Annotated in this window: 19 protein-coding genes; 12 read left to right on the top strand and 7 right to left on the bottom strand. The window is 70.5% G+C overall.

Annotated elements, in window-relative coordinates:
• Positions 1-3 precede the first annotated feature (3 nt).
• Genes ACH34R_RS42560 through ACH34R_RS42550 form a run of 3 tightly spaced genes read right to left on the bottom strand, consistent with a single transcriptional unit; the run spans position 4 to position 2,569 of the window.
• The gene (locus ACH34R_RS42560) at positions 4-777 is read right to left on the bottom strand and encodes a WecB/TagA/CpsF family glycosyltransferase (RefSeq protein ID WP_397567306.1); all 774 of its coding nucleotides are present in this window, start codon (positions 775-777) and stop codon (positions 4-6) included.
• 56 nt (positions 778-833) lie between these two features.
• Positions 834-1,760, bottom strand: coding sequence for a glycosyltransferase (locus tag ACH34R_RS42555; RefSeq protein WP_397567305.1), 927 nt, complete (start codon positions 1,758-1,760; stop codon positions 834-836).
• Positions 1,757-2,569, bottom strand: coding sequence for a sulfotransferase (locus ACH34R_RS42550; RefSeq protein WP_397567304.1), 813 nt, complete (start codon positions 2,567-2,569; stop codon positions 1,757-1,759). The genes ACH34R_RS42555 and ACH34R_RS42550 overlap by 4 nt, the downstream gene beginning before the upstream one ends.
• A gap of 242 nt (positions 2,570-2,811) precedes the next feature.
• On the opposite strand from ACH34R_RS42550, the gene ACH34R_RS42545 reads away from it, so the two are divergent.
• Together ACH34R_RS42545 and ACH34R_RS42540 are read left to right on the top strand one after the other, a co-directional pair.
• Positions 2,812-3,150: an ArsR/SmtB family transcription factor gene (locus ACH34R_RS42545; protein WP_397567303.1), complete on the top strand. Its 339-nt coding sequence runs from the start codon at positions 2,812-2,814 to the stop codon at positions 3,148-3,150.
• A 65-nt stretch (positions 3,151-3,215) separates the two neighbouring features.
• A complete protein-coding gene (locus ACH34R_RS42540; protein WP_397567302.1) occupies positions 3,216-4,019 on the top strand; it encodes a cation transporter in 804 nt (267 codons plus the stop codon).
• Here ACH34R_RS42540 and ACH34R_RS42535 read toward each other — a convergent pair.
• Positions 3,942-4,859, bottom strand: a complete 918-nt coding sequence (locus ACH34R_RS42535; protein WP_397567301.1) for an aldo/keto reductase — start codon at positions 4,857-4,859, stop codon at positions 3,942-3,944. The two genes, ACH34R_RS42540 and ACH34R_RS42535, sit on opposite strands and share 78 nt — an antisense overlap.
• Positions 4,860-5,297: 438 nt before the next feature.
• Here ACH34R_RS42535 and ACH34R_RS42530 point away from each other — a divergent pair, with 438 nt between their 5' ends.
• A complete protein-coding gene (locus ACH34R_RS42530; protein WP_397567300.1) occupies positions 5,298-5,909 on the top strand; it encodes a TetR family transcriptional regulator in 612 nt (203 codons plus the stop codon).
• On the opposite strand, the gene ACH34R_RS42525 is transcribed toward ACH34R_RS42530, so the two are convergent.
• Positions 5,866-6,192, bottom strand: a complete 327-nt coding sequence (locus ACH34R_RS42525; RefSeq protein WP_111170727.1) for a helix-turn-helix transcriptional regulator — start codon at positions 6,190-6,192, stop codon at positions 5,866-5,868. The genes ACH34R_RS42530 and ACH34R_RS42525 overlap by 44 nt on opposite strands.
• A 124-nt stretch (positions 6,193-6,316) precedes the next feature.
• Here ACH34R_RS42525 and ACH34R_RS42520 point away from each other — a divergent pair, with 124 nt between their 5' ends.
• The 7 genes from ACH34R_RS42520 (at position 6,317) to ACH34R_RS42490 (ending at position 15,161) form a co-directional block, all read left to right on the top strand.
• Complete coding sequence (locus ACH34R_RS42520; RefSeq protein WP_397567299.1) at positions 6,317-7,780, top strand: MFS transporter; 1,464 nt, start codon at positions 6,317-6,319, stop codon at positions 7,778-7,780.
• A gap of 810 nt (positions 7,781-8,590) precedes the next feature.
• Positions 8,591-9,793 carry an IS701 family transposase gene (locus ACH34R_RS42515; RefSeq protein ID WP_397567298.1) on the top strand — a complete coding sequence of 401 codons (1,203 nt, stop codon included), beginning with the start codon at positions 8,591-8,593 and terminating at the stop codon, positions 9,791-9,793.
• A 217-nt stretch (positions 9,794-10,010) separates the two neighbouring features.
• Complete coding sequence (locus tag ACH34R_RS42510) at positions 10,011-10,970, top strand: ParB N-terminal domain-containing protein (protein ID WP_397567297.1); 960 nt, start codon at positions 10,011-10,013, stop codon at positions 10,968-10,970.
• Between the two features lie 179 nt (positions 10,971-11,149).
• Entirely contained in the window at positions 11,150-12,352 is a 1,203-nt protein-coding gene (locus ACH34R_RS42505) for an acyl-CoA dehydrogenase family protein (protein ID WP_397567296.1), read from the top strand.
• 74 nt (positions 12,353-12,426) lie between these two features.
• A complete protein-coding gene (locus ACH34R_RS42500; protein WP_397567295.1) occupies positions 12,427-13,491 on the top strand; it encodes a zinc-binding dehydrogenase in 1,065 nt (354 codons plus the stop codon).
• A gap of 180 nt (positions 13,492-13,671) precedes the next feature.
• Positions 13,672-14,181, top strand: a complete 510-nt coding sequence (locus ACH34R_RS42495; RefSeq protein ID WP_397567294.1) for a flavin reductase family protein — start codon at positions 13,672-13,674, stop codon at positions 14,179-14,181.
• A 20-nt stretch (positions 14,182-14,201) separates the two neighbouring features.
• Positions 14,202-15,161: a Gfo/Idh/MocA family protein gene (locus ACH34R_RS42490; RefSeq protein WP_397567293.1), complete on the top strand. Its 960-nt coding sequence runs from the start codon at positions 14,202-14,204 to the stop codon at positions 15,159-15,161.
• On the opposite strand, the gene ACH34R_RS42485 is transcribed toward ACH34R_RS42490, so the two are convergent.
• On the bottom strand, positions 15,115-15,846 hold the full coding sequence (locus ACH34R_RS42485; protein WP_397567292.1) for an SDR family NAD(P)-dependent oxidoreductase: 732 nt from the start codon (positions 15,844-15,846) through the stop codon (positions 15,115-15,117). The genes ACH34R_RS42490 and ACH34R_RS42485 overlap by 47 nt on opposite strands.
• A gap of 92 nt (positions 15,847-15,938) precedes the next feature.
• Here ACH34R_RS42485 and ACH34R_RS42480 point away from each other — a divergent pair, with 92 nt between their 5' ends.
• A complete protein-coding gene (locus ACH34R_RS42480) occupies positions 15,939-16,451 on the top strand; it encodes a MarR family winged helix-turn-helix transcriptional regulator (RefSeq protein WP_397567291.1) in 513 nt (170 codons plus the stop codon).
• On the opposite strand, the gene ACH34R_RS42475 is transcribed toward ACH34R_RS42480, so the two are convergent.
• On the bottom strand, positions 16,432-16,845 hold the full coding sequence (locus tag ACH34R_RS42475) for a pyridoxamine 5'-phosphate oxidase family protein (RefSeq protein WP_397567290.1): 414 nt from the start codon (positions 16,843-16,845) through the stop codon (positions 16,432-16,434). The two genes, ACH34R_RS42480 and ACH34R_RS42475, sit on opposite strands and share 20 nt — an antisense overlap.
• Positions 16,846-16,902: 57 nt before the next feature.
• Here ACH34R_RS42475 and ACH34R_RS42470 point away from each other — a divergent pair, with 57 nt between their 5' ends.
• Entirely contained in the window at positions 16,903-17,286 is a 384-nt protein-coding gene (locus tag ACH34R_RS42470; protein ID WP_397567289.1) for a VOC family protein, read from the top strand.
• Positions 17,287-17,351: the final 65 nt, after the last annotated feature.

The raw sequence follows: 17,351 nt of genomic DNA, 5'->3' as shown, positions 1-17,351 counted from the left end.
CCTTCAGCCGGTGACTCCGCCGGGCGTGCGGCGGCGGAAGACTCTGCGCACTGCGCAGGTGGTGAGGAGGCGGGCCGCGAAGGGAAGGTCGTGGATCAGGTAACGGCGGGCCAGGCGGATCGGTTCCTTGATGAGCCGGTGCAGCCACTCCAGACCGGCGTGGCGCATCCACTCCGGTGCTCGCCGGGCCGCGCCCGCCGCGAAGGTGACCGCCGCGCCGCAGCCGATGAACCACGCGTCGGGCAGGTCGGCGCGCAGGCCGGCGATCAGGCGGTCCTGTTTGGGGAAGCCCAGCCCGACGAACACCAGCCGTGGCCCCGCCGCGACCACCTCGCGCCTGACCCGCGCCCACTCCGCCGCGGACGACTCGAACCCGAACGGCGGAGCCGACGCCCCGGCCACGGTCAGGCCCGGGCTACGTGCCGCCAGCGCCTGGGCGGCCAGCTCCGGCACCCCCGAGGGCCCGCCGAGCAGGTAGATCGGCATGCCCTCGCGGGCCGCCGCCGCCGACAGCGACCAGATCAGGTCGGCGCCGGCGACCCGGCGCGGCACCGGGGTGCCCAGCAGCTTGGACGCCCACACCAGCGGCATGCCATCGGCCACCGCGATGTCCGCGGAGGCCACCAGCGCCGCGATCTCCTTGTCCCGGCGCGCCGCCCGGCAGATGTCGACATTGGGGGTGACGATGTGGCCCCCGTGCCCCGTCCGGAACGCCTGCACGACGCGCTCGACGACCTCCCCTTCGGTGAGCGGGTCGAACGCGACCCGCCCGACCACCACCCGACCGGCGGAAGGAGCCGAAGAACCCGAGGACCGCTCGGGTAAGTGGCCGCTCATATGCCCCGGCCCAAGCTGTGCAGCCGGTGCAGGACCGTGTGCGCCGACACCAGACCGGCGGCGACGATGAGGGCCAGGGCGGCACGCGGCTCGGCGAGCCGGGCGGCCGAGGCGCGCAGTGCCCACCTGCACGCCTCACGGCGATGGCCGAGCGCCGCGTGGGCGAACGCGAGCTGGCCGTAGATCCGCGCCGCGCCGCGTGGATCTACGGCCAGCTCCGTGTGCCGGGCCAGCATCCACTGCAGCCCGGCGATCCTGTCCGCCCACTGGGCGATGTAGTCGGAGACGCCCCAGCGGACCCTGACCAGGGGCCGATCGACGTGGGCGATCGGATGCCGCTTGGCCGCGCGCAGCGCGAAGTCCCAGTCTTCGTTCTGACCGCCTGGGGCGCTCTCATCGACCCGCAGGGCGGCTTCGCGGCGGAACACGAAAGTGGAGGAATGCACCATGACCATCCGGGACCTCATGAGGTGAGCGGGTGTGATCGTGTCGGTGCCTGCCAGTCGCACGGTGCGGCGCGTGCCGTACTCGACCTCGATGCCGCAACTGGCGAACTCGGCGGCGGGGCGTGCGGCGAGCGCCGCCGCCTGGGCGGCGAGCTTGCCGGGCAGCCACTCGTCGTCGTCATCGCAGAACGCCACGAGATCGGTGTGGAGTGCGGCGATGCCGGTATTGCGCGCTCCGGGGAGACCCGGGCGGCCCCCGTTGGGGAGCACCCGGAGATCGGCCCCGGTCTCGGACACGATCCCGGCCAGTTGGCCGGCCACCGTGACCACGAGCTCATGGCCGCCATCGGCCACCACGACGACCTGCACCGCTCCCGGGTAGTCCTGCCGGACGGCCGCCAGGGTCGCCGCGCGCAGCGACTTCGGCCGCCTGCCGCGGGTCGCGATCACCACTCCGACCGATGGGGGCGCCGTCATGCGGCCGCCCTCGCGCGGTAGCCGTACTGGAGCATGAGCGGGAGCGTCAGCGCGGTCACCAGGAGGCGCTGGCCGCTGGGCAGCGCCTGCCGCCAGGCGTCGTCGCGGACCAGCTCCACCGCGCCGGAGATGAACCGCACCGGATTGCCGGACGCGGTGTGCGCGGTGGTCAGGTGAACCTGGCGGTCGGTCAGGAAGTCGAGCCGTGGCGCCAGGTCGAGGCGGGTGAGCAGGCGGGCGAACGCGGTGCGCGGCGAATCGAGCAAGTCCTCGTAACGGACTCTGGTCACCGGCACTCCCTTGCCCGCGAGCAGCTCAAGTGCGAGGTTTTGCGTGGTCCAGTGCGCGGCGGTGCGGGCCGGTGACCAGCGAGGCATCGGGGTGCCGTCTTCCGGCCTGATGATCCGCCTTTGCCATGAGTGTGCCACGGCCCGGGGGTCGCGGACCAGGTGTACGACATGGACCGGTACACCGGCCGCGGCCAGGCAGAACGCCAGCGAGGCGTGCTTGCTCGAATCGACCACGACGGGGCTGTCGGCGACCTCGCCGGCCGCCGAGTAGAGGCGGTGGTAAACGCTGACATATTCCACCAGCTCGATGGTCAGCCGCGGCGGAATCCGGCGGGTGCGGTCGACCCGCCGGCGCAGCTCGATCATGCGCTCGGCCAGCTCGGGGGCCCACCCGCCGAAGGCCAGCCGCCCGACCTCCGCCCAGAACTCGCACTCCGGCAGCGGAACCCCGCACCCGCACGGCTCCCCATCGATCAACCCCCGGGCCCACAGATGCACGACCTCACCGAGCGGAACCACCCCCGGCACCTCTCCCAGCAAGCGCTCCAAGAGCGTGCTGCCACTTCGGCCAAGCCCGCCCAAGAAGATCACCCGAGCGGGTGGCGGGCATTGGCCCACGAACGAACCTCCAAACGGCCGCTACTTGCTGCACTCATTATAACACACAGAGTAATCGTCCGACATGGCGGCCCCAAAAGAGCGGTCAAGCGATCAAGGATTCAGGATATTATGAATTCAGGAAGTTGTGTATCGTGGCTGGCATGCTGACCACGGCCACCGGGATCGAAGTGCTCGCCAGGTTCGGGCGGGCGCTCGCCGACCCCATCCGCTGCCGCGTCCTCGTCGCGCTGCGCGAGGCCCCGGCCCATCCCGCCGACCTGGCCGAACTGCTCGGCATCTCGCGCACCCGGCTGTCCAACCACCTGGCCTGCCTGCGCGACTGCGGTCTGGTGGTCGCCGTCCCTGTCGGCAGGCGTACCCGCTACGAGCTGGCCGACCCCCGCCTCGGGCACGCGCTCGACGACCTGCTGGCCGCGGTCGTCGCCGTGGCCACCGACCGCACCTGCATCGACGCGGAGGATCAGGGCTGCTGCCCCTGATTTCTTGAGCGCGCGTCTGCCCTGCGCCACCGCCGACCGCCCGCCCGCCAGGGAGGACACTCTCCATGACCGCCGTCCCGCTCGCCCCTGGCCCGGCGCGCCGCGCCGTACTGACCCGGCGCATCCGGCTGCTGGTGGCCGCCACCATCGCCTACAACCTGGCCGAGGCCGCCGTCGCCCTCACCGCGGGGGTGGTGGCCTCCTCCGGAGCACTGATCGGCTTCGGGCTGGACTCCCTCGTCGAGGTGGCCTCGGCCACCGCCGTCGCGTGGCAGTTCTCCGCCGCCGACCCGCAACAGCGGGAGCGGGTCACCCTGCGGCTCATCGCGATCTCGTTCTACGCGCTCGCCGCCTACGTCGCCTTCGACTCCGCCCGGACCCTCCTCGGCGCGGAGCACGCCGAGCACTCCACCCCGGGCCTGGTGCTCGCCGCCCTGTCGTTGCTGGTCATGCCGTTCCTGTCCCACGCCCAACGACACGCGGGCCGCGAACTGGGCTCGGCCACGGCGGTCGCCGACTCCAAGCAGACCCTGCTCTGCACCTACCTGTCGGCCGTACTGCTGGCCGGCCTGGCCCTCAACAGCCTGTTCGGCTGGCACTGGGCCGACCCGATCGCCGCCCTGGTCATCGCCGCCATCGCCGCCAAGGAGGGCTACGCCGCCTGGCACGGCGACACCTGCTGCCCGCCCCCCACCGGCAAGGCCGCCGCCCAGCCCGGCACCTGCTGCTCCCACGCCCCGGCGGATCTTGCGGGACGGATTCCGCGCACGATGTGTGAGAAGGCGCTTGTGTCAGGTGGACGCCTCTGTCAGGGCTGTGAGTTCGTCGTCCTTCAGGTCGAAGTGGGCGGCGGCGAGGATGGGGGGTAGCTGGGCGAGGGTGCGGGCGCTGGCGAGGGGGGCGGTGACGGAGGGCTGGGCGAGGAGCCAGGCGATGGCGACGGTGGCCGGGTGGGCCCCGCGGTCGGTCGCGATCCGCTCCACGGCGGCGAGTACCCGCTGACCGCGCTCGGTGCCCAGATACTTGGTGACACGCGGTTCGCGCACGCTGTCGATGGGCGCGCCCGCCCGGTACTTGCCGGTCAGGAACCCCGCCGCCAGCGAGAAGTAGGGGAAGACCGCCAGGTCGTGCCGCAGCGCGATCGGGCGCATCGCCGTCTCGTAGAACTCGCGTTCCATCAGGTTGTAGTGGGGCTGCAAGGCGACGTACCGGGCGCGGCCCTCGCGGGCGGAGAAGGCCAGCGACTCCTCCAGGCGTTCCGGGGTGATGTTGGAGGCCGCGATGGCACGTACCTTTCCCTGTGTGACCAGGCGGTCCAGTGCCGTGATGATGTCCTCGACCGGCACCGACAGGTCGTCGAAATGCGTGTAGTACAGGTCGATGTGGTCGGTGCGCAGGCGGCGCAGTGAGTCCTCGGCGGCTGCGGCGATGGTCGCGGGGGCCAGTCCGCGGTGCTTCGGGTGGGCGCTGACCTTGGTGGCGATGACGACGTCCGAGCGGTTGCGGCGGGACGCGAGCCAATCGCCGATGATGCTCTCCGACTCACCGCCCTGGTTGCCCGGCGCCCAGGCCGAGTAGCCGTCGGCGGTATCGATGAAGTTTCCGCCTGCGGCGGCGTAGGCGTCGAGCACCCTGAACGACTCGGCCGCGCTCGCGGACCAGCCGAAGACATTGCCGCCAAGAGACACCGGGAACAGTTCGACACCCAAGGAGCTGTATGTGCGAAGTCGCGTCATAATTCGCGCAACAAGCACCGCCTCCGGCAGCGTCCCGATCAGCCGGACCTCACTGCGACTTTGCCAAGTCGGCTTACAAACCAGCCTGCCACCAGCACGTATACCAGCCATCCCATCGAATGGCATACGCCCGCCCGCCCCGTCCACCAGCCCGCAGCGCACCGGATAAATGCAGGTGAGAGCCTTACACAAGCCGTTCAGGAGCCATCGGCCGATCACTGACAATTGTGCCGGTAAGCCGTAACCAGGCTTGCAAATAATGCAGTTCGGAAATTATCGTTCGCAGCGCAGGGAATCGCACACAAGGCTTCTGGAAGGCGCGTCATGCCGCTCGCCCCGACCTAGGCGGCCGTCCCAGCCACCACCGCACAGGACCGTAGCCGACCAGATCTCAGGGAAAGGGCTCACAACATGAAACAGCAGGAGAGGTCGAGCCGGTCCCGCAAGGCCATCCTGGAGGCCGCGGCCGAGGAGTTCGCCGCCCGCGGCTACGCCGCGACCAACCTGTACGACATCGTGGCGCACACCTCCCTCTCCAAGGGCGCGCTGTACGCCCACTTCCCGTCCAAGTCACACCTCGCGACCGCGCTGACGGAGAAGTTCCAGCGCACCTGGGACGAACTGCTGCGCCAGGCCGCCGACCCGTCCCGCCCGCCGCTGGCCGCGCTGCGCGATCTGACGCTGGGGCTGATCGACGTACTCGGGTCCGACGCGTGCTTCTCCGCGGGCCTGCGCCTCACCTGGGACGAGGCGCACGCGCAAGGACGGCCCCCGACCGTCCAGTCCAGTCTGCTGGACACGCTGACCGGCCTCATCCGCGACGCCCAGCGCGGCGGCGGCATCGACGCCGATCAGGACCCGGAGCTGCTGGGCATCCTGCTGGTCGGGCTGCTGTTCGGCGTCCACCAGACCACCGCGCGCGAGAAGAGCCACGTGGCGGCCGAACGCGTGCGGCGGCTGTGGGACATGCTCGCGCCGATCATGCTTCCCGCAGCGCACTCGAATCGGCCAGCACCCCGTTGAGCACCGCGTCGAGCAGTCCGGGGTAGCGGGCGTCGAGGTCCTCGCGGCGGAGGGAGAGCAGGTTCTCCCTACCGGCGGGACGCTGCCAGATCACCCCGGCGTCGCGCAGCACGCGCCAGTGGTGGGTCATCGTGGATTTGGAGACGTTGTCCAAGATCGCGCCGCAGGGCATCTCGCCGCTGTCGAGAAGCACGCGGACCACGGCCAGCCGCATGGGGTTACCGAGGGCGGTCAGCACGTTTTCGAGGCGGATCTGGTCGCGCGTGGGGTGCAGGGCACTCATCCTTCCAACCTAGGTCGATTGTACTTCCCTCTGCGAACTTTCATACCAAACACAGATGACTTGTGATACGTAAGTCCTCGTACAGTCGTATCGTGTTGAGAGACCCCGAAGGAATGCCGCGCACATGTCCACACCACTCGCCCCATCGGCCCGGCGGCCCGCCAACGGCCGGCTCGGCTGGAGCCTGGCGCTGTTCGCGCTGGCTCAACTGATCTTCTCCCTGGACATCTTCATCGTCTACGTCGCCCTGCCCGACATCGGTGCCGACCTGGGCTTCTCCGACCAGACCCTGCAATGGGTGGTCAGTGCCTACGTCGTCTTCGCGGGAGGGTTCCTGCTCCTCGGCGGTCGCGCCGCCGACCTGCTGGGCAGGCGCCGGATCTTCGTGCTCGCCCTGGCCGTTTACGCATTGTCGTCGCTGGCCGGCGGGCTGGCCACCAGCCCAGCGGTGATCATCGCGGCGCGGGCGATCCAGGGCATCGGCGGCGCGCTGCTGCTGCCCTCGACGCTCTCGCTGATCGGCACGCTGTTCGAGGAGGGCCCCAAGCGCAACCGCGCCTTGGCCGTGTGGGGCGGCGCCGGCGCGAGCGGGCTCACCGTCGGCTCCCTGCTCGGGGGCGTCCTCACCCAGAGTTTCGGCTGGCCCGCGGTCTTCTTCGTCAACGTCCCGCTGGCCGGGATCTGCGCCATCGCGGCGCTCGCCGTCGTACCGCGCGACCAGCGTTCGACCGAACGGCGCCGCTTCGACCTGCCCGGCGCGCTGACCGTCACGGCCGGTGCCACGCTGCTGGTCTTCGTGCTGGTCCAGGGTCCGGAGGTCGGCTGGACCCAGCCGATCATCCTCGCCGCCGGGGCGGCGGCGGTCATCCTGCTCGCGTTGTTCGCCATCATCGAGTCGCGCAGCCGCGACCCGCTCATGCCGTTCCGGTTGTTCCGTAATCGCAGCCTGGTCGTCGGCGTCAGTGTCACCGGCCTGTACATGGGGACGTTCGGCGCGCTGCCGTACTTCATGACCATGCTGCTCCAGAACGTGTTCCAGTTCAGTGCGCTGGAGACCGGCCTGGCCTTCCTCGTGCCGTCGGTGGCCATCGCGACCGGCACCCAGCTCGGCGAACGGCTGGTCGGCCGGATCGGCACCCGGGCGACGCTGCTCGGCGGCTTCGTGGTGGGGGTGGCCGGCACGATCGCGTTCGCCCTCGCCTTCGATCATCAGTCGGGGTTCGCGGCCACCGTGCCCGGCATCGTCGTGCTGAGCCTCGGCCAGGGCGTCGTGTGGACGGGCATGTGGATCGCCGCCGCCACGGGCGTCGCGGGCGAGGAGCAGGGCGTGGCCAACGGCCTGGCCTCCACGTCCCTCAACCTGGGCAACGCCATCGGGCTCGCCGTGCTGATCGCGGTCGCCAACGCGGCAGTGACCGGCCAGACGGGGGCCGCGCTGCGGGCCGCGGTCGCCGACGGCGGTTCCCTGGCGGTCCTGCTGACGGCCGCGGGCATGCTCATCGGCGCGCTGGTCAGCCTGACCCTGCCGAGGAAGGTCGCGGCGGCCACCGCCGCGAACCCGGCACCCGCCTCCGCGGTCCACTCGTGACGAACGCCGGACACCCTCGACCCGGGGGTGTCCGGCGGACGCCTCCCGATCCCCGCGCCGCGCTCCCGGCCACACACGCGACCTGGCCATGAGCGCGGCGCGGTCGGGCGTACCGGACCCCGGCCGTAAAGGGCCCGGTGTGAGCGCGGCCGGCGTGCCGATACCGGCAGGTCTCCGGCCCGCACGGATCAACGGTGATCCGGCGAGCCCGAGCGCCCCGACGATGAGCGCCGCCACGATCGAGCGCACCCGGTGGCAGGGAACGGACCTGACGCCAGGCCGAGGACCGGCATCCGGCACAGGTACCCGGCACCGCCCAGCAGAGCACGGGGCCCGGCATCAGGGCACACGACCCGCGCCCGGCCCGGAAACCCAGCGTTAGGGCGCCAAGCCGAGGTCAGTCCCAGGCGCCCGACGTACAGCGCCCGGACATATCGGCCCAGCGGCAGCCGCGGGCCTGAAGCATCGTGAACAGGGCGCCGCGTGGGTGCGCGCGATGGTTGTGGCGACCTGCTCGCGCAGGGTGTCCCGGCATTCGGCGTCGCGCCGCCTCAACTGCGCTGTACACACATTCTCGCCCGCCTCGACAACACGCAGCGGAACCGCGTCGGCCGCCGCATCGCGTTCGGTCATCGGGCTTAGTGCTGCATTCGTACCGTTCCAGCGGCCACCCGCAGCCCGCGTTCCCCCTGCTGAGGCCCCGAAGTCCAAAAGTCGTCACGACAAATGCCGACATATGGTCCAAACAAACATTCGCGTAGGTAGTTTTGTGACGTTGACGCGCGACTTAACCGGAACGGATGTCCGCAAATGCCGAACGGGGAGAGTAAAAAACCGTGGGGGCTAGGCGTCGACCTTGCGCCCATTAGGCGAATTTCTGTCTCTGACTTCATCGAGGAGGTCTTCGGCTACCTTCCGCGCAGCGACCAGCGGCGATGGGCCCGCACGTACCTGAGAGGGCTGCTCAACGTGCCGGGCAAGAAATCGTTGCAGCACATGGCACGGGCCGCCGCCACCGGCCTCAACGCCTCCCATGGCCTGCAACAGTTCATCAACTCCAGCCCATGGGACTGGACCCCGGCGCGAGAGGCGTTGGGCAGGTCGATCAGCGAGACCATGCCGGTGACCGCGTGGGCGGCCGGGATATTGAGCATCCCCAAAAGGGGCGAGCATTCCGTCGGCGTACACCGCCGTTTCGTGCCGCACGCCGGCCGTACGCTGAACTGCCAGGTCGCGGTGGGCATGTTCCTGTCCTCCGAGGAGCAGGCCGTGCCGGTCGACTGGCACCTGTTCCTGGACCCGGCCTGGAGCGGCGACGAGCAGCGCAGGCGGCGGGCCCGCATCCCCGGGCACGTCTCCGCCCTGCCGCTGTGCATGCACGTACTCGAACTGGCCGACCACATGCGGGCCCGGCGGCCCGGCCCGACGCCGCCTCTGGTGGCGGACCTGCGTGTCGGGATGGACATCAGCAGGCTGGCCGACGAACTCAGCGCGCGGGGGATGGACTTCGTCATCGAAGTGCGCGCCGCGCACCCGGTGCTGGCCGCCGCCGGTTCGCTCCGGGCGGCGGGCCGGGCGACGGTCGTCCGGCCGACCACGGTGAGCGAGGTGTGGCGGCAGGACCCACCGCAGGCGGCGGAGAGCCCGCGGGGGCCGGCCATCGCCGCCAGACCGGTCCGGCTGCCCGGCGCGCCGCAGACGTACCGGCTGCTCACGCAGTGGTGGCGGGGCGACCACCGGACCCGCCGGTACTGGATCACCAGCATCCTGGACCAGACCGCGGAAGCCGTACTCGCCCTGGACCGGCACGCCGCACGTGCCGAGGCCGTGATGAAGGACCTGGAGAAGGACTTCGGCGTGCTCGACTTCGCGGGCCGCTCCTTCCCGGGCTGGCACCACCACATGACCATGGTCTCGGCCGCGTACGCCTACCGGACTCTGCTCTCCGGCGACGACGGCGCGCTCGGCCGCGCACATGACGAACGGGGTCACACCGCACTACTCACGATGTGACGGATGAGCGGCGTGCAGCCGCCGACGGCCGTCGTTCAGGCACGCGGGCCACAGCAGAGGGGAAGCAGTGATGCCTGTCAGAGCCCTTGCGGAAACCAGTGGAACATCGACGGGGGATGGTGATGAACTGGCGTGTGGAGGCACACCACGGTTGACGGGGGTCGTCATGGTGCCCGTGGGCGTGCTGCGATCGGCCGACTCGCCGCGCTTGGGAGAGATGGACGTGCAGCATATCCGCAGGCTGATGGCGGCCGACCCGCTGCCGCCGATCATCGTGCATCGATCCACCATGCGGGTGATCGACGGCATGCACCGGCTGCGGGCCGCCGTCCTGATGGGGCGCACCGAGGTCAATGTCCGGTTCTTCGAGGGCAACGACGAGGACGCCTTCGTGATCGCGGTACGCACCAACGTCAGGCACGGCCTGCACCTGTCGGCCAAGGAGCGGTCGGTGGCCGCCAAGCGCATCCTGATCAGCCATCCCGGCTGGTCCGACCGCGCGGTGGCGGCGGCGGCCGGGCTGTCCATGAAGACCGTCGCCGAGATCAGGAAACGTGCATCTGAAGAAATTCCGCACTCGCACACCCGGCTGGGCCTGGACGGGCGGGTCCGCCCGATCGACGCGGCGGCCGGGCGCAGGCGGGCCGCCGAATACATCCAAAGGCACCCGCAGGCGTCGCTGCGGATGATAGCGTCCGCGGTCGGCGTTTCCACCGGGACCGCGCGCGACGTACGCAACCGGCTGGCCCGCCATGAGGACCCGGTGCCGTCCGGGCAGCGCGGCGGCCATGTGAAGGTCGCCTCCCGGGCCGGCGGCGACGGCCCGGCCCGCGCTTCGGTCACGGCCGGCGGCCGGGGCGAACCAGACGGCAGAAGGCGCGCCGACACCGAGCACCGCGTCCGCAGAGACGCGCTCGCGCTGCTGAGCAGGGACCCTTCGCTGCGCTTCACCGAGACGGGCCGGATGCTGCTGCGCATGCTGGACAACCGGCTGCTGGCCTCGATGCATCGTGATCAGATAATCGCCAGCATCCCACCCCACTCCAAGGACACGATCCTGGCGGCGGCCCACCAGTGCATTCGCGTCTGGCAGGAGTTCGCGGACGAGGTGACCAAGGACGGCAGGGCCGAGGGCGCGTTCGGCCCGGTGGTCGATCTGCCGGAGATCTCATACTGACGAACGGCGAAAACAGGTCGGGTCGCCCCGCACACCGGCGGGCGGCCCGACCTCGCCTTTTCAACACATAGCCCTCGGGCTTCAGATCGCGCCGTACTGGATGTTCAAAGGACTGTACGTATGTTGTTGCACATACGTACGGTCCTTTACTGTTTCTCCCGAGATTGAGGAGGCACACGATGAAAGAACCGTCCCACCACCCGGTCCTGATCGATGAGGTCCCGCTGTCCCGGGAAGCCGATCAATGGCTGCAAAAGGTCGCCGAAATCGCCCCGGTGATCGAAAGCCACCGCGACGAGTCGGAACGCCTGCGCCATTCGGCGCAGCCGGTGTTCGAGGCGCTACGCGACGCCGGAATCCATCGGATGCTGGTTTCCCGCGAATTCGGCGGCTCGCAGGTCACCCTGGACACCGGCTCGCGCGTACTCCAGGCCCTGGCCGCCATCGACCCGTCGGTGGCCTGGCAGATGGGGGTGCAGGGCGCGATCGGCCGGCTGTCGGACTACCTGCCGGAGGCCACCGCGCACAAGCTCTTTTCGGACAGTTCCGGCCTCGTGGTCGGTTCGGTCAACCCCACAGGCCGCGCCGAGGCGGTGCCCGGCGGGTTCAAGCTCAGCGGCACCTGGGCCTTCGCCAGCGGTTCCGCGCACGCCGACTGGCTCGTGTGCGCCGCCGTGGTCACCGACGGCGGCAAGCCCCGGATGACCCCGGCCGGCCCGGAGACGCGCCAGGCGTTCGTGCCCAAGTCCGAGGTCCGCATGCTGGACACCTGGCACTCCCTGGGCCTGCGCGGCACCGGCAGCGACCACTACGAGATCGACGAGATCTTCGTGCCCGAGGACCACACGGTCGAGGGCGCGGCGATGTTCCTGCCGCCGCCCGAGCGCCCCGCGCGCGGCTACGCCATCAGCTACTACGACTTCGGCCTGTTCGGCTCGGCCTCCACCGTGCTCGGCACGGCCGCGGGCGCGCTCACCGCGTTCAAGGACCTCGCCCGCGCCAAGGTCGCCGCCGCGTCCTCCAAGACGCTGGACGCCGGCCACGTCGTCCAGGAGCGGGTGGCGCGGGCCGAGATCCTGGTCCGCTCGGCCAGGCTGATGCTCGCCGACGCCGCCTGGCACGCCACCGAGCACGGCCAGAAGGGCGGCGACCCGCTGAGCGCGCTGGTACGGCTCAGCGCCGCGACCGTCGCGGAGAACACCACGGCGGCCGTGGACATCCTGTTCAAACTCGCGGGGACCAGCTCGGTCTATGCCGGCAACCTGCTCGAACGCTACTTCCGTGACATCCATTCGGCGGCCAAGCACATCACGCTGTCCCACACCAACATCGAGATGGTGGGCCAGTACCTGCTCGGCGGCGAGCTGCGGATGCGCCGATAGGGGCGTCCGCGACCGGTGCTCCCCATGGATTCCGCACATCAATCGAGGAAGGCAGGAAACGTTTCATGCACACCATGAAGGCTGTTCAGCTCATCGCTCCGCGCAAGACCATCCTGGCCGAGCTCCCGCGGCCGGAGGCGCCGGCCGACGGCCTTTTGATGCAGACGCTGTGCGTCTCGATCTGCTCGACCGACATCTCCTTCTATGAGGGTCATCTTTTCCCCTCCGAATATCCGATCATCCTGGGCCACGAATACCTCGGCAAGGTCGTCGAGATAGGTCCGGAGTTCGACAACCCCGATATCCGGTTAGGTGACCGGATCGTGTACTGGGGGCAGACCGACTTCGGGGGCTTCGCCGAGTACCGGACGGTGCGGCCGATCTTCTCGGGCGAGGTCAAGAAGGACGTCTTCTGGGCCGACCGCAACTTCTTCGACGACAACCGCGCGGCGGCGGTCAAGGTCCCGGACACCCTGGACGACCTCCAGGCGTCCTTCATCGAACCGACCACCGGCGCGCTGCGGTCGATCCTCGGCAACCCGCCCCAGATCGGCGACAAGGTGCTCATCCTGGGCACCGGCCCGATCGGCATCATCGCCGGCAGCGTCATCAAGCGACTGCTCGCGCCCACCTCGGTCGTCTCCGTGGACGCCAACCCGCGCCGCAACGAGCACGCGATCGAGCACTTCTCCGAGCGCGCCTACCTGCCGGACGAGCTGATCGAGGAGGTGCCGGAGAACACCTTCGACTACGTCTTCGACTGCCTTCCCACCGTCCACGTCGAGGACGAGGAGAAGGACCCGCGCCGGGTGGCCATGCGCAAGATGAAGCCCAAGGGCAGGTACGTCCTCTACGGCGCGTCGCAGGAGATGCAGCGGTTCGACACCTGGCTGATGCTCGCCAAGGGCATCAACATCAGCGCCTCGCCCTTCGACGTCAGCGCGTTCCCCATGCACAAGACGGCCAACGTCATCCAGTCGGCCGTGCAGATGCTGGTGTCGGGCATCGTGGACGGCAAGCGCCTGCTGTCCACGGTGCACAGCTTCGACGACTATGACGGTCTGGTGGACATCTTCGGCAACTACCGATCGACGACCGGTCTGAAGACGATCGTGGACTTTCGGAAGCAGCCCGCCTGACGGGGTCGCGCGATCGCGGATGCGGGGGCGGGGCACGACGGCCCGCCCCCGGCCGTCCCGGCCCCGCCTCCGCCCCGCGTCCGATCCAGACGGCACCGCACGGTGGAACAGCCGTCCGGGCGGCCCGGCCGCGCCGAGCCGCCCTGATCGTTCTCATCCCCCGACACTCTGGAAGCCGACATGACCATAGACGTTGAGGAGTTCACCAGCGCGATGTCCCGGGTGCCCGGTCCTGTGACGGTGGCCACCACCATCGACCGGTCGGGACGCCGCTGGGGCTTCACCGCGAGTTCCTTCATCTCGCTTTCCTTACATCCCCCTCTTGTCCTGATCTGTCTGGACAAACAGGCGAGCACACACGCCGCGTTCGCCTCCGCCCGGCACTTCCTGATCAACATCCTGGCCCAGGAGCAGTCCGGTGTGGCGGTGCGCTTCGCCACCTCCGGCATCGACAGGTTCGCGGCCGGCGACACCGAGCCGGCCGAACTGGGCCTGCCGGGCATCTCCGAGGCCGCCGCTCGGGTGGCGTGTTCCATGCACCAACTGCTCGACGGCGGCGATCACAGCATCCTCGTCGGCCTGGTCGAGGAGGCGCACGTGAGCGATCAGGCCCCCCTGGTCTACTGCGACCGCGTCTTCGGCCGGCACACCGAGCTGAACGCGCCGGAAGCGATGGCCGAGGCCCGGTGACCTTCCCCGCACGATCGAAGTTGAGCCTGCCCAGGACCCGCGTCGCGGTCCTGGGCACGGCCCACGTCCACCTTCCCGACCACATCGCCGCCGTGACCGCCGACGACGGCGCCGAACTGGTCGCGGTCCAGGACCCGGTGGAGGCGGTACCGGACCAGGCCGACGCCCTGATCATCTGCTCCACCACGGCCGGGCACCGCGACCTGCTCCACCACGCCGTCGCCGCGGGGCTGCCCACGCTGGTGGAGAAGCCGCTGGCCGCCGACGCCGCCGAGACGGCCGCGCTGGCGGCCCTGGCCTGCCGCGCTGGGGCGCCCGTCACCACCGCGATGTTCCTGCGCTGCGCGCCGTCGCTGCGCCGGGCCGCGCGGCTGCTGGCGGACGGCGACCTCGGCGAGCCGGTCGCGGCGGACCTGTCCTTCTCGCACGCCGGGCTCCTGGACGGCACGCTGACCGGGGAGACCGCCGCCTGGATGCTCGATCCGCGCCTGGCCGGGCCGGGGGGCGCGTTCGCCGATCTCGGCGTTCACCTGGTGGACCTGCTGCGCTGGCTGCGCCCGGGGGCGGAGATCGCGGTGCGGGGTTCGGTACTGCGCCACCACCCTGATCGCGCCGTGAACATCGGCGGGACTGCCCTGCTGGACTGGGACGGCGTGCCCGCCACCGTCCAGGCCGACTGGACCACCCGCCCCGGCGGGCTGCTGGTCCGCCTGCACGGCACACGCGGAACGGTGACCGTGCGCGACGGCGAAGTCGCCGCGCACGTCGGCGGGAGGTGGCGGGTCGAGCGCCTGGCCCCGCCATCGGCCGGGGACGCCACCACGGCCTTTCTGGCCGCGTTGCGCGGCCGGGAGTCGTGGCGGGCGCCCGATCCGGCGGACATGGTGACCTGCGCGGTGACGCTGGAGGAGGTACTTGAGCGGGCCGCCGGGGTCAGCGCGGGTACGCGCCGCCGTCCAGGCCGATCACCTGGCTGGTGAGGTAGCCGTTGCCGAGCATGGCCATGGCGAGGTCGGCCACCTCCTCCGGGCGGCCGAACCTGCCGACCGGGAGCAGGCCGCGGTCGGCCGACGGCAGCATGCGGGTGTCCTCGATCAAGGCCGGGGCCAGGACGTTCACCGTCACCCCGGCCGCCGCGACCCGGGCGGCCAGGTGGTGCGCCAGTCCGTGCAGGCCCGCCTTCGCGGCGGCGTAGTGGGGACCCACGACCCCGCCGGTGAAGGCCGCCAGCGACGAGGTGAACAGCACCCGCCCGAAGCCGCGCTCGATCATGCCCGGCAGCACCGCCTGGGCGAGCAGGAACGGCGCGCGCAGGTTGACCGCGATGCTGCGGTCCCACATCGCGAGGTCCACCTCGGCGTAGTGGCACGTCTCGCCGAGCCCCGCGTTGGGGATCAGGACGTCGATCGGCCCGAGCGCCCGGACGACCGTGTCGGCCAGCGCGGCGGGCGCCGCCGGGTCGGTGAGGTCGGCCGCGACGGCGATGGCGTTCAGCCCCGCCTCCTTGGCCTCGTTCACCAGCGTGCCGGCCTCGTCCGCGTGGGTCGCGTACGCGAAAGCCGTGCTGACCCCCGCGGCGATGAGCCGGCGCCCGAGCGCCATTCCGATCCCGCCGGAGGCCCCGGTCAGCAGAGCCACCCGCCCGGTCAACCCGGTATCCCGCATCTTCACTCCCCGCCGGTTGACAACATCGAATTCGACGCAGTGACGGATGCTACGCATGTTTCCAATTCGCGGCAATCGGCAAGCTGACCGCCATGAGCGGACCACCCCGGTTGACCGAGACCGAGACACGCGCCTGGACCGGGTTGCTGGAGACCTACGACCTGCTCCACCGCCTGGTCGAGACCCGGCTGCGCGAGGACGGCGGGGTCACCCAGGTCCAGTACGAGATCCTGCACCGGGTCCACGAGCACCCGGCCGCGTCACTGTGCATCACCGAGCCGGCCACCATGATGGTCACCTCGCGCAGCGGCCTCAGCTACCAGATCGCCCAGCTGGAGAAGGCGGGCCTGCTCCGCCGCGAGACCGACCCCGACGACGAACGCAAGGTCCTGATGGGCCTGACCCCCGAGGGGCGCGACATCCTCGAACGCACGACCCCGGGGCACGTCGGCACGGTACGGGCGGGGCTGCTCGACGCGCTCACCGACGAACAGGTGGGTCAGCTCGCCGACATCATGCAGACCACCGGCGCCCACCTCCGCAAGGTCGTCACCCTCCCCCCGCCGCGCAAACCGAAGCCGTTGTTCAGTCGGCGAAGCGGGTGACCGCCTCCGGGTGGAGGACGATGCGCACCGCACCACTGGCGCGCCACTCGTCGAGGACCTTCTGGTAGCTCGGGTCGCTCATGTCCCAGTAGCGTTCGGCCAGGCGGGCGGCCAGCTCGATGCCGCCCTCGTCGTGGAGGGTGACCGAGCCCTCCACGGACACCCAGTGCTCGCGCTCACCTGGGGGAGCGGCGACGACGACGGAAGCGCGGGGCCGCTCCCGGAGACGGTCGAGCTTCGGCGCCCCCAGTATCGAGAACATCTGCAGGTCGCCGTCGCCGGCCACCTCGAACCACACCGGGCGCGGCGCGGGCCAGCGCTCACCGCGCGGCGCGACGGTCAGATAGGCGTACAGCGGCCGGGTGAGCAGGGCCAGGTCATCATCACGGAACATGAGAACCACCTTATGTCTCACACCGCTCCGGCCCCGTTTCTTCGTACACTGACGGGCATGGCATGCCGTATCAGTGAGCTGGTCATCGACGCCGCCGACCCGGAACGGCTGGCCGCCTTCTGGAGCGAGGTCCTCGGCTACGTCGAACTCGGCCGGGAGGACGACGGCAGCATCGAGATCGGACCGCCCGGCGTCGGCTTCGGCGGCCCGCAGCCCACCCTCATCCTCAGCCCCAGCGACGACCCCCGGCCCGAGAAGCTCCGGCTGCACATCGATGTCAACGCCACCGACCGCGACCAGGACGCCGAGCTGGAACGGCTGCTCGCGCTCGGCGCCAGGCGCGCCGACGTCGGCCAGACCGGTACCGAGGGGTGGCACGTCCTGGCCGACCCGGAGGGCAACGAGTTCTGCCTGCTGCGCGCCCGAATCCAGCCCGTCTGACCACGTCCGAGAATCCCCGGCCAGGGTCGGCATAGATCGGAGTGCCGCCCGCGTCCTTGCCTGTG

This window comes from Spongiactinospora sp. 9N601 (assembly GCF_044326295.1).
Taxonomy (GTDB): domain Bacteria; phylum Actinomycetota; class Actinomycetes; order Streptosporangiales; family Streptosporangiaceae; genus Spongiactinospora; species Spongiactinospora gelatinilytica.
This window is presented reverse-complemented; position numbering and strand designations above follow the sequence as displayed.